The organism is Rhodococcus coprophilus NBRC 100603 (assembly GCF_001895045.1).
In the GTDB taxonomy this organism is placed as follows: domain Bacteria; phylum Actinomycetota; class Actinomycetes; order Mycobacteriales; family Mycobacteriaceae; genus Rhodococcus; species Rhodococcus coprophilus.
The window spans coordinates 20,988-34,143 of sequence record NZ_BDAM01000011.1 but is presented as its reverse complement, the minus strand read 5'-3'; the positions used below and the strand labels follow the sequence as shown (position 1 = coordinate 34,143).

At 68.6% G+C, this 13,156-nt stretch carries 16 protein-coding genes and 1 riboswitch; of the genes, 5 read left to right on the top strand and 11 right to left on the bottom strand.

Translation table 11 applies throughout. The annotated features are described in order from the left end of the window. Window positions 1-5 precede the first annotated feature (5 nt). The 4 genes from RDCOP1_RS18665 to napA all read right to left on the bottom strand — a co-directional run bounded on the left by RDCOP1_RS18665 (window position 6) and on the right by napA (window position 2,991). Window positions 6-1,127 carry a glutamate--cysteine ligase gene (locus RDCOP1_RS18665; RefSeq protein WP_072703986.1) on the bottom strand — a complete coding sequence of 374 codons (1,122 nt, stop codon included), beginning with the start codon at window positions 1,125-1,127 and terminating at the stop codon, window positions 6-8. A gap of 91 nt (window positions 1,128-1,218) precedes the next feature. After that, entirely contained in the window at window positions 1,219-1,878 is a 660-nt protein-coding gene (locus RDCOP1_RS18660; RefSeq protein WP_072703984.1) for a superoxide dismutase family protein, read from the bottom strand. Window positions 1,879-1,993: 115 nt separating this feature from the next. Then, complete coding sequence (locus RDCOP1_RS18655) at window positions 1,994-2,599, bottom strand: LytR C-terminal domain-containing protein (RefSeq protein WP_072703980.1); 606 nt, start codon at window positions 2,597-2,599, stop codon at window positions 1,994-1,996. Window positions 2,600-2,631: 32 nt separating this feature from the next. Beyond that, entirely contained in the window at window positions 2,632-2,991 is a 360-nt protein-coding gene (gene napA / locus RDCOP1_RS18650) for a nucleoid-associated protein NapA (protein WP_072703977.1), read from the bottom strand. Between the two features lie 130 nt (window positions 2,992-3,121). On the opposite strand from napA, the gene RDCOP1_RS18645 reads away from it, so the two are divergent. The 3 genes from RDCOP1_RS18645 to RDCOP1_RS18635 are packed head-to-tail and all read left to right on the top strand — an operon-like array spanning window position 3,122 to window position 5,545. Further along, window positions 3,122-3,718 carry a peptide deformylase gene (locus RDCOP1_RS18645; RefSeq protein WP_072703974.1) on the top strand — a complete coding sequence of 199 codons (597 nt, stop codon included), beginning with the start codon at window positions 3,122-3,124 and terminating at the stop codon, window positions 3,716-3,718. Beyond that, window positions 3,708-4,697: an N-acetylglutamate synthase, CG3035 family gene (locus RDCOP1_RS18640; RefSeq protein WP_072703971.1), complete on the top strand. Its 990-nt coding sequence runs from the start codon at window positions 3,708-3,710 to the stop codon at window positions 4,695-4,697. Before RDCOP1_RS18645 ends, RDCOP1_RS18640 begins: the two co-directional genes overlap by 11 nt. A gap of 35 nt (window positions 4,698-4,732) precedes the next feature. Further along, on the top strand, window positions 4,733-5,545 hold the full coding sequence (locus RDCOP1_RS18635; protein WP_072704623.1) for an exodeoxyribonuclease III: 813 nt from the start codon (window positions 4,733-4,735) through the stop codon (window positions 5,543-5,545). Between the two features lie 18 nt (window positions 5,546-5,563). On the opposite strand, the gene RDCOP1_RS18630 is transcribed toward RDCOP1_RS18635, so the two are convergent. Continuing rightward, complete coding sequence (locus RDCOP1_RS18630) at window positions 5,564-5,941, bottom strand: GNAT family N-acetyltransferase (protein ID WP_072703968.1); 378 nt, start codon at window positions 5,939-5,941, stop codon at window positions 5,564-5,566. A gap of 151 nt (window positions 5,942-6,092) precedes the next feature. Here RDCOP1_RS18630 and thiD point away from each other — a divergent pair, with 151 nt between their 5' ends. Continuing rightward, window positions 6,093-6,938: a bifunctional hydroxymethylpyrimidine kinase/phosphomethylpyrimidine kinase gene (thiD, locus tag RDCOP1_RS18625; RefSeq protein WP_072703965.1), complete on the top strand. Its 846-nt coding sequence runs from the start codon at window positions 6,093-6,095 to the stop codon at window positions 6,936-6,938. Between the two features lie 24 nt (window positions 6,939-6,962). Here thiD and RDCOP1_RS18620 read toward each other — a convergent pair whose 3' ends face one another. The 6 genes from RDCOP1_RS18620 to thiO all read right to left on the bottom strand — a co-directional run bounded on the left by RDCOP1_RS18620 (window position 6,963) and on the right by thiO (window position 12,326). Further along, window positions 6,963-8,456 carry a M20/M25/M40 family metallo-hydrolase gene (locus RDCOP1_RS18620; protein WP_072703962.1) on the bottom strand — a complete coding sequence of 498 codons (1,494 nt, stop codon included), beginning with the start codon at window positions 8,454-8,456 and terminating at the stop codon, window positions 6,963-6,965. Between the two features lie 40 nt (window positions 8,457-8,496). After that, window positions 8,497-9,264 (bottom strand): ABC transporter permease, encoded by a 768-nt coding sequence (locus RDCOP1_RS18615; protein ID WP_174555838.1) that lies wholly within the window; start codon window positions 9,262-9,264, stop codon window positions 8,497-8,499. Between the two features lie 14 nt (window positions 9,265-9,278). Continuing rightward, a complete protein-coding gene (locus tag RDCOP1_RS18610; RefSeq protein WP_072703956.1) occupies window positions 9,279-10,208 on the bottom strand; it encodes an ABC transporter ATP-binding protein in 930 nt (309 codons plus the stop codon). Window positions 10,209-10,256: 48 nt separating this feature from the next. Beyond that, window positions 10,257-11,057 (bottom strand): thiazole synthase, encoded by an 801-nt coding sequence (locus tag RDCOP1_RS18605; protein ID WP_072703953.1) that lies wholly within the window; start codon window positions 11,055-11,057, stop codon window positions 10,257-10,259. After that, on the bottom strand, window positions 11,050-11,265 hold the full coding sequence (thiS, locus tag RDCOP1_RS18600; protein WP_072703950.1) for a sulfur carrier protein ThiS: 216 nt from the start codon (window positions 11,263-11,265) through the stop codon (window positions 11,050-11,052). The genes RDCOP1_RS18605 and thiS overlap by 8 nt, the downstream gene beginning before the upstream one ends. After that, complete coding sequence (thiO, locus tag RDCOP1_RS18595) at window positions 11,262-12,326, bottom strand: glycine oxidase ThiO (protein WP_072703947.1); 1,065 nt, start codon at window positions 12,324-12,326, stop codon at window positions 11,262-11,264. Before thiO ends, thiS begins: the two co-directional genes overlap by 4 nt. Then, window positions 12,323-12,435, bottom strand: a riboswitch (TPP riboswitch). Its footprint overlaps the gene before it by 4 nt. Window positions 12,436-12,463: 28 nt before the next feature. On the opposite strand from thiO, the gene thiE reads away from it, so the two are divergent. Further along, entirely contained in the window at window positions 12,464-13,153 is a 690-nt protein-coding gene (gene thiE, locus RDCOP1_RS18590; RefSeq protein ID WP_072703944.1) for a thiamine phosphate synthase, read from the top strand. Window positions 13,154-13,156 lie beyond the last annotated feature (3 nt).

The window sequence follows — 13,156 nt, the reverse complement described above, 5'->3', positions numbered from 1 at the left end:
CGCGCTCAGTCCCGCAGTTCGCCGACCAGCGAGTCGACCACCGCGACGAGGTCGCCTCCGGTGGCCTCCGCTATACGCCGCTGCCGTTGGTACGAGGCCCCGCGCACCGGGATGTCCGCGACCTTCGACAGTTCGTCGGCGCAACCGAGCCGGGCTGCGGTGGGCGCGACCTGTTCGAGCAGATCGTGCAGATCGTCGGTGACCAGACGTTCGCGACAGTCGGGGTCGAGGATGACCTCCGCCTCCAGCCCGTAGCGGGCCGCGCGCCACTTGTTCTCCTTGACGTGCCACGGCTGAAGGATGGGTAGCTCCTCCCCCCGCTCCAGGCACTCGTCGAAGTAGACGACGAGCGAGTGGACGAAGGCGACGAGCGCGGCGAGTTCGGCCCGATTGGTGATGCCGTCGAAGACTCGCACCTCGATCGTGCCCCACTTGGGCGCGGGCCGGATGTCCCAGTGCATCCCGCCGGGCGTGCTGATGACCCCGGATTTGAGCTGATCCTCGATGAAGCGTTCGTACTGTGCCCAGTCGGAGAAGTGATAGGGCAGACCGGCGGTGGGCAACTGCTGGAACATCAGTGCGCGATTGCTGGCGTAACCGGTGTCGTATCCCGCCCAGATCGGCGACGACGCCGACAACGCCAGCATGTGGGGGTACTTCACGAGCAGCGCGTTGAGGATCGGGATGACCTTGTGCGGTGACGACACCCCGACGTGGACGTGGACACCCCAGATCAGCATCTGCCGGCCCCACCATCGGGTGCGATCGATCATCTCGTCGTAGTGCGGGGCGCTGGTGACGATCTGGTCGGTCCACTGCGCGAACGGATGCGTACCCGCGCACATCAGATCGACCCCGTGCGGGTCTGCGGCGCGGCGCAACAGCGACAGCGACTCGGACAGGTCGTCGACTGCCTCGGCGACCGTGTCGTGGACGTCGGTGACGAGTTCGACGGTGTTCCGGAGGAACTCCTTCGTCAGACGCGGGGTCTCACCCGCGAGCTGTCCGACGGAGTCGAAGACGACCGATGCGCTGTTCGACAGGTCGCGGGTGGTCTTGTCCACCAGGGCGATCTCCCACTCGACGCCTACTGTCGGACGGGGAGAACCCGGAAACTCGACTGCCACCGTTCGATCCAACCACAAGGGCCCCGCGAACGAATCATGCTCGCGAGGCCCTGTGAGTGGGATTACCGCCCTACCGGTGTCCGGGGACGTGTCACTCGATCACGCCACAGGCGAGACGCTCGCCGAGGTTGTCCTGGTGCACGACGACCGAGGTGCCTTCCCGGCCCTGGAGATCGTCGAGGGTGAACGCGTTCGTCGTGACCGTGGTGGTCGCCGTGCCGTCTTCGTGGACGACGACGGAAACCAGGTCGCCGCTCTCCGGGACCGAGGTGCTGCCCGCGACCTGCAGGTGGGGACCTGCGGACAGGAACGCGCCCGGCGCGCCACCGGTGGGAGCGGCCGAGTTCGGTTCGCACTTGCCGACCGCGTGGACGTGGACACCGTGGTAGCCGGGCTCGAGGCCTTCGACGTCGATCGTGACCTCGACATTGCCGTCCTGCTCGGCGAAGGACACGGTGCCGGCGCGAGCACCGTCCACCGTCGTCAGGTCCGCCGTGAGGGTGGACGCACCTGCGGAGGAGCCGCCCTGCGCGGCACCTGTCTGTGCGTTGCCCGTCTCGGACTCGCTGCCGTGGGACTCACCGTGGTCGGCGCTCTCGGGCGACGGGGATCCGGTCCACACCGGCGGCGTCGTGCCCGGCACGTCGGTCGGCTCCTCGTTGTTCGAGCACGCGGTCAGGCCGACGGCAGCGATCGCGACAATCGGGGCCAGAGCACGCCAAGACATGCGACGGGTGGAACTGGAGACCATCAAACCGCTCCTTCGAAGTGCCGAAAAGTAAACCGATCATAGCCGGGACCCCGCACGCTGCTCCTGCCCTGTTGCCGGGATCCTCCTGGGTGGCGTCCGGGAGAGTCCCGTCCGTCTACGACGCGGCGACGATGACGATGACGCCCGGGGCCTCGTCGGCGAGTCCCGGAAGGCGAGGTTGCGCGGAGACGCCGAGCGCGTCGGCGACCTCGAGCGCGGTTTCCTCCTCGCCGGGCGTCGTGCCGTAATACACGGTGGTCATGCCGACGGTGCCGTCACTGTAGTTGCCCGTGTCCTCGATCGTGAAGCCTTCGTCCTCGAGCAGACTCGCGGTCTGGGCGGCGAGGCCGGCGACGTTGCTGTTGTTGAGCACGCGGACGGGCGCGGGAGTCGCGGGTGCGGCCGTCGTCGTGGAACCCGAGGTTGCGGCGGTCCCCGGCGTTCCGGCTGCAGGTGCCGGCGCGACGTTCGGCGCAGCCGACGGCGCGCCGCTGCCGAGCATGCTCGCGCCCGATCCCGGGTCCGCGGCCGCTTCGGCGGGTTCGCTGCTCGTCGCGGTGGTGGCCGCGTCCTCGTCGGAGCCGCCGAGCGATGCCATCCCGATCCCGGCGAACAGAATCGCGAGGGAGATCAGCAGCATTGCCAACGCCCGGAGTGGTGGTCCCGAGGTTGCGGGTGCTCGGTTCGGTTTCTCGGCGGTTCTGCTCACGCGTTCGACCATAGTTGGCCGACGGTTCGGCCGCTGACGCTCGGCTAGCGCGTCGTTTCGAATCCGAGGCGGCGTGCGGCACGCGCCTTCTGCCGACTGGCGCGCAATCGCCGGAGACGCTTGACCAGCATCGGGTCGGCGGCGAGCGCCTCCGGCCGGTCGATGAGCGCGTTGAGCACCTGGTAGTAGCGGGTCGCGGAAAGGCCGAACAGCTCCTTGATGGCCTCTTCCTTGGCGCCGGCGTACTTCCACCATTGCCGCTCGAAGGCCAGAACGTCGTGCTCGCGGCGGCTCAGGCCGTCGTCGCCGACTGCGTTCGGATTCGCCTCGCCGACGGTTTCGCCGTCGGTGCGCTGGGGCTCTGCATCGGACCGGCCCCCATCGTGCGCTGCTGCGCCGTCCATGTCACTCCTCGAAGCCTCGAATCACCCCGGTGACAGTTGCACCCGTGTGTTTCCGACCGTCATTGAACCACGCGGGTCGGACACATACCGGCCCGACGAGCGCCCCGGTCGCGCACTATCCTGTTCCACCATGGCCATTCTTCCGATCGTCATCGTCGGCGACCCCGTTCTGCACAACCCGACCGAACCGGTGACCGAATCACCCGCCGAGCTCGCCGAGTTGATCGCCGACATGTACGAGACGATGGATGCCGCGAACGGCGTCGGGCTCGCGGCCAATCAGGTGGGAGTCGCCAAGCGTCTCTTCGTCTACGACTGCCCCGATCGGGACGCGTCCGGCCAGGTGGCCCGCCGCCGCGGAGTGGTCGTCAACCCCGTGCTCGAAACCTCGGAGATCCCCGAGACCATGCCCGACCCGGAGGACGATCTCGAGGGTTGCCTGTCGGTGCCCGGCGAGAACTTTCCGACGGGCCGCGCCGAATGGGCCAAGGTCACCGGCACCGACGCCGACGGCAACCCCGTCGAGATCGAGGGCCACGGCTTCTTCGCCCGGATGCTGCAGCACGAGGTCGGACACCTCGACGGCTTCCTCTACGTCGACATGCTGATCGGCCGCAACGCGCGTGCCGCCAAGAAGACCATCAAGCGCGCCGGCTGGGGAGTCCCCGGCCTGACGTGGCTGCCCGGAACGGTCGAGGACCCGTTCGGGCACGACGATGACGACTGACGGACCCGCCGCAGCCGGGGTACCGCTCGGCAGCCGGGTGGTGCTGCGGTACCGCTTGCCGGCGGGTTACAGCCATCCCATGACCGACGTCCTCGGCGAACTCGTCTCCGTCGACCCGGTGGTCGCGGTGCGCACCGCCGACGAGCGACTCGTGCAGGTCTCGCCGAGCGCCGTCGTGGCCCTGAAACCGATCGGCACTCGCCCGATCCGCACCTCGGAGATCCGTTCGCTCGAACATGCTGCGGCTGCGGGATGGCCGGGGCTGGAACAGCAATGGATCGACGGGTGGTTCCTGCGAGCGGGAGGCGGGTTCACCGGACGAGCGAATTCGGCGGCACCGCTCGGGGAGCCCGGCACGGTCGCCGACCCGGCCGATCCCCACGTACGCGCCCGGATGCGCGACTGGTTCGCCTCACGTGGCCTGCCGCTGCGTCTTCTCGTCCCCGAGCGACTGGCCCGGATTCCGGAGGGCTGGCCGACCGGCGACCGGGTCGTGGTGATGGGCGCCGACCTCGACAACGTGCCGTTGCCGGAGGGCCCGGCACCCGTCGCCGTCGCCGCGGAACCGGACGACGACTGGCTGTCGCTGTACCGGGGCGGGACGGTGCCGCCGGTCGCACGGGCGGTGGTCGGAGCAGTCGCCGCGGGCACTCTCGGCTTCGGCCGGATCGGCATGCCCGGGCAACCGCCTCTCGCCATCGGACGGGCCGCGGTGACCCACGCGCCGGACGGACGGCGCTGGGTCGGGTTGTCCGCGGTGGAAGTCACACCCGAGCACCGTCGCAACGGTCTCGGCACGTTGTTGTGCGGCGCGCTGCTGGGCTGGGCGCGCGGCGCGGGTGCGACCCACGCATATCTGCAGGTCCACGAGGACAACGCGGCTGCTCGCGCGATGTACCGCGAACTCGGGTTCGTCGACCACCACCGCTACACGTACGCGACCGAGCCGACGGGTTCGCCGGGCACCGTTCGGGTGTAGGCGTCCCGTCGGACCTCTCGCCTAGAGTTGTGGGCGTGCGATTGGCAACGTGGAATGTGAACTCGGTCCGGGCCCGAACCGACCGGATCGTCGACTGGATGCAGCGAACGGGCACCGACGTGCTCGCGATGCAGGAGACGAAGTGCAAGGACGAACAGTTCCCGCACGAACGGTTCGGAGAACTCGGATATCAGGTGGCGCACGTCGGGCTGAGTCAGTGGAACGGCGTCGCGATCGTGTCCCGGGTCGGACTCGACGACGTGCAGATCGGCTTCGAGGACCAGCCGGGATTCTCGAAGGATCCCGAGATCAGTCCCGCCCTCGAGGCACGTGCGATCGGCGCGACGTGCGGGGGCGTGCGCGTGTGGAGCCTGTACGTCCCCAACGGTCGTGCGCTCGACGATCCTCACTACGCCTACAAGCTGGATTGGCTCGCGAAACTTCGGGCCGACGCGCAGACCTGGCTCTCCGCGAACCCTGATCAGCAGATCGCCCTGGTGGGCGACTGGAATGTCGCGCCCACCGACGACGACGTCTGGGATCCCGCGTTCTTCGAGGGAAAGACCCACACTTCGCAGGCCGAGCGCGACGCTTTCCACTCGTTCGCCGAAGCCGGCTTCACCGACGTGGTGCGCCCGCACGCGCCCGGCCCCGGTGTGTACACCTATTGGGACTACACGCAGTTGCGGTTCCCCAAGAAGCAGGGCATGCGCATCGACTTCGTGCTCGGTTCCCCGGCGTTGGCCGCACGGGTGACAGGTGCCGAGATCGATCGCAACGAGCGCAAGGGCAAGGGCGCGAGCGACCACGCGCCCGTCATCGTCGATCTCGCGGACGAGGGCTGGTAGCCGGAGCCGGCGGCGGTGTCAGGCTTGTGCTTTGCGCGCGACTGCTTTGCGCGCGGCCGGGCGGATCGGTACCACGACGTTCTCGTAGCCGGCGTGCCCGTCGAGAAAGCGCTGTACGTAGGTGCAGACCGGCCGGACCCGCCAGCCGCGCTGCCGCGCGATATCGAGGGACCCGCCGACGAGTACGGCAGCGAGTCCGCGGTGACCGAAGTCCTCGACGATCACCGTGTGCATGAAGTCCACGACGGGATCGCACGGCCCGGGCACCCCGGAGGGACAGTTGGTGTCGTAGTACCCGAGGATGCCGACGAGATCTCCGTTGAGCCGCAATTCGAAGCGGTTCTGGTCGGCGTTGTCGGACACATCGGCGCTCGACGTACTGGTGTCCAAGAGCATCTCCCAGCGACTTCTTCTTGATCGAACTGTGACCTACACCACTATAGGACACGGCCTTCCGGATCAACCAGGCTCCCCGTTTTTTCGTGACAGGCCCGCTGAGGAGCCGCTGCCGGGGGTGAGTATCCACAGCCTCGGTAGGGTGAGCGCCGTGGAACTTCTGCCCTTGTCACGCGCCGGTGAAACTCCGGTTCGCGCGCTCACCATCGCAGGTACCGACTCCGGTGGCGGTGCCGGAATCCAGGCCGACACCCGCACCATGGCGATGTGCGGCGTGCACGCCTGCGTCGCCGTCGCCGCGGTGACGGTCCAGAACTCGGTGGGGGTCGAAGGCTTTCACGAGATCCCGCCGGAGACGGTCGCCGCACAGGTCCGCTGCGTGGTCGGCGACATCGGAGTCTCGGCCGCCAAGACCGGAATGCTCGCCTCCACCGCAATCATCGAGGCCGTCGCCGAGGTATGCACCGAAACGGGTATCGGCCGGGGCCTGGCGGTGCCCCTCGTCGTCGACCCGGTGTGCGCCTCGATGCACGGCGACCCGCTGGTCCACGCCGACGCCCTCGACGCGATCCGGTCCGTGCTGATCCCGCGGGCCACCGTCGTCACCCCGAACCTGGACGAGATCCGCCTCATCACCGGTATCGAGGTGGTGGACGACCCGTCGGCGCGCCGCGCGGCCGAAGCCCTCCACGCGCTCGGCGCGCAATGGTCCATCGTCAAGGGCGGGCATTTGCGCACGTCCTCGTCGAGCACCGATCTGTTGTTCGACGGTGACCGCTTTCTCGAATTCAGCACGCCGCGTATCGACACGGGCAACGATCACGGCGGCGGCGACACCCTCGCCGCCGCGATCGCCTCCGCTCTCGCGCACGGCCGGTCGGTGCCCGAGGCGGTGGCGTTCGCGAAGGAGTGGATCACCAAGTGCCTCGAATGGTCCTACAACCTTGGCCACGGTCACGGACCGGTCAATCCGCTGTGGCGGCTTCACGAGAAGTGATCGCCGCCGGACGCGGGCCGTTCGTCACTCGGTGAACGTCTCGCGGGCCTGCACTCGCGCGTCGCCGACGGGCACTCCGTCCGGCCCTTCCACCGACTGCGCGTAGAACGCCGTGCCGTACCCCACCGACGCGGCGGCCGCGGCAAGCGCGGCCCGATCCACGTTCGTGGTGTCGTCCTGCGCGGTGTGGTAGTTGGGGTCGAAGGTCTCACCGGCTGTACCACCCCACAGTGCGGCCTGCTCATCGCTCTTGACGTCGTCGGCCCCGCTGAACACACCGCCGGCGGGGATTCCGGCGGCGACGAACGGTCCGTAGTCGGACCTGCCGTCGAAGTCGGTGCCCGACACGGTGATGCCGCGTTCGCCGAGGAATCGCGCGAAGGTCCGCTCGATCCCGGCCGAACCGTCCGGTCCCGGCCCCTCCCCCTCACGGTCGGAGTCGTCGCCGTCGAAGACGAGGTAGCCGGGATTCGGGGAGCCGAGCATGTCGAAGTTGAGGTACAGCGCGATGTCGTCACGCTCGTCGTCGGACAAACCCTGGACGTACCGCGTGGACCCGACCAGCCCGACCTCTTCTGCGCCCCAGAACGCGAAGCGAACCTTGTTGGCGACGACCGGTTCCGCACCGAGTTGCAGGGCGGTTTCGAGGACGGAGGCGACCCCGGTGCCGTTGTCGTTGATCCCCGGCCCCTCCGGCACGCTGTCGAGGTGCGCGCCGACGACCACCACGTCGTCGGGTGATCCGGTGGTGGTCTCGGCGATCACGTTGCGCGAACTCCGTCGCTCGGTGGTGGTGTCGAGGACGAGTGTGAGCGTCTGCGCCGCCGCCACTGCGTCGGCTTCCCCGGCGGCGAGCCCGCCCACCGGGATTCGCGGGTCTGTGTCTTCTGCCAGTCCGGCGTCGGAGAGCGGCGCGTCCTCGCTGTTGACGACCAGCAGTGCCGCCGCGCCCCGGTCTGCGGCGACCTGTTCCTTCACAGCGAAAGTGCACGAACCACGGTCGACGAGTACCACCGATCCGGCGACCCCCTCGATACCGTCGTAGTCGGCCGGTTCGCAGCCGGGTGTCTCGTCGGCAGGGATCCGCACGGGCCGCGCGGTCAGTCCGTCCGGCCCGGTCGACGGCGAGAAACCCAGTGCGCGCACGTCGAGCGAACGCCCACCGGCGTCCAGAGTCTCGGTCTCCACCTCGAAAGTACTGACGTCGAATTCCGGTGTCTGCACCTCGAATCCGGCGTCGCGTAGCGAACCTGCGACGTAGTCGACGCTCGCATCGTAGCCGGAGGTAGCGAGTGCGCGATTGCCGTCGTGCTCGGCGGCGATCCGTTCGAGCTCGGTCAGGTGCGCCGTGACCGCGTCGATTCGAACCGTGTCGGCGAACGTGTACGGGTCGAGGGAGGACTCCCTCGACCCGTCGTCGACACCGACGCTTGCGGCGTCGTCGCTCGCACATCCCGCCACCAGCAGCAGCACGACCGCGATGGTCGGCCCCGCCTGCCCCCACAGTCCGCGTGCCATGGCCAGAGCGTAATCCTCCGGAGGCGCCGGCGCGGGTCGGTCAGGCGTCGCGCCTGTTCACCACCACCAGCGACACCGCGAACACCACCACGGTGAAGAGGGCGAAGTACACCATCGAACCCCATGGGCCCCAATGGAAGTCGACGCCCTGTGCCGTCCCGAGGAAGTGATTGGCGTTGGAGAACGGCAGGAACGGCTGGATCTCTCGCCCGACCGAACCGAACAGACCGAACAACGATTCGATGAGCAGCGGCCACAGGAGCAGCAAGGCGATCGTCCCGGCAGACTGACGCAGCAAGGTGCCCACACCGACCGCGAGTACGACACAGAAGAACGCGTAGAGGGGGATGCCGTAGAGCGCCCGCAACGCCGGTTCACCACTGAGGACGAGGTCGCGTCCCGCATCCGGTCCCGCAAGCGCCTTCGCGAGGAAGAACGATGCGATACCCAGCACGCCCGTGAGAATCGCGCCGAGAACACCGATGAGCACCGCTTTGACGATCAGAAGCATCGTGCGGTTGGGAGTGGCCTGGAAGGTCGTGCGGATGACCCCGAAGCGGTACTCGCTGGTGACCGACAACGCGGCCAGGATCATCAGCACCATCACGCCGAACCCGGTGATGCCGCTGACGGCGACATCGACGGTGGGATAGAACTGCCCCACTTCCTCCTGCATGGTCAGCGAACTGCGGGCGACCGAACCGAGGATCGCCGCCAGTCCCAGACCGAGCGCGACGATCACCACCGTGCACCACAAGGGCGACTGCACCGTAGTGAGCTTGATCCGCTCCGCCCGCAATGTGTCCAGCACGGTCCCGGCCATCACAGCCCGCCTTTCATGACGTCGTCGACTCCGCTGCCGTGGAACTCCACGTCTCCACCGGTCAGTTTCAGGAATGCGTCCTCGAGCGACGCGTTGCGGCCGGACAGTTCGTGCAGCACAAGCGATCGCGAGGCGGCCAGCTCACCGACCTCCGCGATGCCCACACCCGCGACCAGGAGCGCACCGCCCTCCTCGCGGACGGTGTACCCGCGCTCGGTGAGTGCAGCGCGCAACTCGTCGGCCGACGGGCTGCGCACCACGACGACCGACTCGGAGGCACGGTCGACGAAGTCCTTCACCGACGTGTCGGCGATCAGGCGCCCCCGCCCGATGACGATCAGATGGTCGGCGGTCTGCGCCATCTCCGACAACAGGTGGCTCGACACCAGCACCGTCCGGCCCTCCGCGGCCAGCGCGTGCATGAAACGCCGGATCCACATGATGCCCTCGGGGTCGAGCCCGTTCACGGGTTCGTCGAAGAGCAGAACCTGCGGATCACCCAGCAACGCCGCGGCGAGACCGAGCCGCTGCGACATGCCGAGGGAAAAACCCCCGGCGCGTTTCCCGGCGACCTCCGTGAGACCGACCTGGCGCAACACCTCGTCGACGCGCGAGGTGGGCAGTCCGTTGGACGCCGCCATCCATTTCAGATGCGCGCGCGCAGAGCGGTTGGGGTGGACCCACTTCGCGTCGAGAAGCGCTCCCACCGTCTGCAACGGCCGCGTCAGGCTCCGATACGGCTTGCCTCCGATGAGCGCGCTGCCCGACGTCGGCCGGTCGAGCCCGAGGATCATGCGCATCGTCGTGGATTTCCCGGCGCCGTTGGGGCCGAGGAACCCGGTGACGATTCCCGGGCGGACCGTGAACGTCACATCGTCGACCGCGGTAGTGGACCCGAAGGTCTTGGTCAGTCCGGTCACTTCGATCATGGCCCCACTCTGCCCGATGACGATCAGGTGCGCAGCCGTCGCCCCGCGTCAGGGTTCGAGGGGTGACGATGCCTGTGCCCAGAAGCGTTTCGGGATACGTCCCGCATGTCGTGCACGGAAGCCCGCTTCGACCGCATGCCGCATCGCCGAGGCCATCAGTGCAGGATCCTTCGCGCGTGTGACGGCAGTAGCGAGCAGCACAGCGTCGCAACCCAACTCCATCGCCAGTGCCGCATCGGATGCGGTACCGATACCGGCGTCCAGAACCACCGGCACCCCAGCGGCTTCGACGATCATCTCGATGTGATGCGGGTTCGCGATGCCCAGTCCTGTGCCGATGGGAGACCCGAGCGGCATCACCGCTGCACAGCCGACGTCCTCGAGACGGCGGGCGAGCACCGGATCGTCGGTGGTGTACGGCAGGACGACGAATCCGTCGTCGACGAGTTGTTCTGCTGCCGCCACCAACTCGATCGCGTCGGGCAGCAGCGTGCGCTCGTCGGCGATGACTTCGAGCTTGACCCAGTCGGTCTCGAGCGCCTCACGGCCGAGTTGTGCGGTGAGCACAGCCTCCTTCGCGCCACGACAGCCCGCGGTGTTCGGCAGCAGGGCGATACCCAGACGTCGCACCAGATCGAGCACGCCGGTACCCGACGTCGCGTCGACGCGGCGCATCGCGACCGTCGTCAGTTCGGTTCCCGACGCGACCAGTGCTTCCTCGAGTGCAGCCAGGCTCGCCGCTCCACCGGTTCCGGTGATCAGCCGGGACCCGAAGGAGCGACCGGCGATGGTCAACGGGGGAAGATCCGCCGCCGGGTCGCCGGAGGCAGCCGCGTGGAGTTCACCCACCTTGCACCGCCGTGAGGATCTCGATCCGGGCACCAGGAGTTACCTGTTCTGCCCAGCGGCTGCGCGGGAACACCACGCCGTCGACAGCGACGGCGATGCCCTTCTCCGGTAGTCCCATCTCCGACAGAAGTTCCGACATCGTCGGCGCCACCGCGAAGTCCTTGTCCTCACCGTTGACGGTGACACCCACCGGGGTTCGGTTCGTCATTGCGCACTCACTTCCGTGAATCGTCGAGGGGAAGCAGGCTCCGCCTCGATCAAGGGGTCTTCGGACAACTCTGCGAGTACCGCGTCGACGGTGAGCGGCGTGAGCAGCACACCGTTGCGGCCGTGTCCGGTCGCCGCGATCACCCGTTCCGACAACCGCCCGACGAGCGGCAGGTTGTCCGGTGTCATGGGACGCAGGCCCGCACTCGCCTCGTGCAGTTCGTACTCACCGATCGCGGGCAGAAGCGCCTCGGCGTCGGCGATCAGGTCTCGTACTCCCGCGACCGTCACCTGGGTGTCCGCGGCCTCGTACTGGGTGGCGCCGACGACGAGACCGTCGCGGCGCGGCACGAGGTAGGCGGGCCTGCCGTGAACGCTGCCGCGAATCGTGCGTTGCGGCAGCGGAGTTGCACCGGGCCGCATCCTCAGCCGCAGGATCTCGCCCTTGACGGGCCGCACCGGCAGTCCCGGCCACAGCCGCGACGAGGCGGAGCCGGCGGCGAGAACCACGCGATCGGCTGCGAGTTCGGCGAGATCGGTGACCGGCGCTGCGGAGAACCTGACCCCGGCGCCGGCGGCGGCACCACGAAGGGCGACGACGAGTGCCCGGTTGTCCACCGACAGTTCCGCCGACGCCAGCAGGCCGAGCCGGATGCGCGGACCCAGCGAAGGCTCGAGTTCCCGGACCTCGGCGCGGGAGAGCACCCGCATCTCGTGCCCCTGCGCCTGCACCCATTCGGCGATCGTGCGCAGGTCCGCGGCGTCCGCCGCGTCGAGTGCGACGGTCATCGACGCCGTAGAGGTCACCAGGTCGGCGCCGGTCTCGGCGCGGAGCAGGGCGGCGAAACCGGGCCAGCGATGCAAGGACGCGGCGCCGAGTTCGAGGACGTGCCCTTCGCCGGGCCACCCTTCCGACAGCGGAGCGAGCATGCCGCCTGCCACCCACGACGCACCCGCACCCGGATCGGGGTCGTGGACGGTGACGCTGTACCCCGAGCGGGCCGCTCGCCACGCGATCGACAGGCCGATCACGCCGCCACCCACGACTGCCACTGTTGTCATCGGTCCACCTCACTCCCTGCGCCGGCATGATCCGGTTCAGGTCATAACGGTCGGGGCCGGCAGGCCCCCTCTCAGCCCCGTGTACCTCGGGACTCCCGTGTCGTATCTCGTCTACCCGAGAGGCTACCGTCTTGACCGTGACCACCTACCGCGGCAACCATCCCGATCCTCGCGGCCGTCTCGCGACTGCCCGGCTGTATCTGTGCACCGACGCGCGCCGCGACACCGGCGACCTCGCCCGATTCATCGACGAGGCGCTGACCGGTGGGGTCGACATCGTCCAGTTGCGCGACAAGGGTTCGGCGGGCGAGAAGAAGTTCGGGCGGCTCGAGGCGCGCGACGAACTCGCCGCGCTGTCGATTCTGGCCGCCGCCTGCGCGCGGCACGGTGCGTTGCTCGCGGTCAACGATCGCGCGGACATCGCCCTCGCTGCGGGCGCCGACATTCTGCATCTCGGCCAGGGCGACCTGCCGGTCGAGCACGCACGGAAGATCCTCGGCGACGACATCGTGATCGGCCGCTCCACCGGAAGCCGGGGGCAGGCGTCGCTCGCCGACATCGAAGAGGGCGTCGACTACTTCGCGTCGGGTCCGGTGTGGGACACCCCGACCAAACCGGGACGCCCGGCCGCCGGCCTGAATGTGCTGCGCGAGGTCCACAACTCGCATCCCCGGAGGCCGTGGTTCGCGATCGGTGGAATCGACCTCGAACGTCTGCCGCAGGTGCTCGAGGCGGGCGCCACCCGGATCGCTGTCGTGCGGGCCATCACCGAAGCCGCCGATCCGCGTGCCGCCGCCGCGGCGCTGAAGGCCGCATTGCCCGAGTAGCGA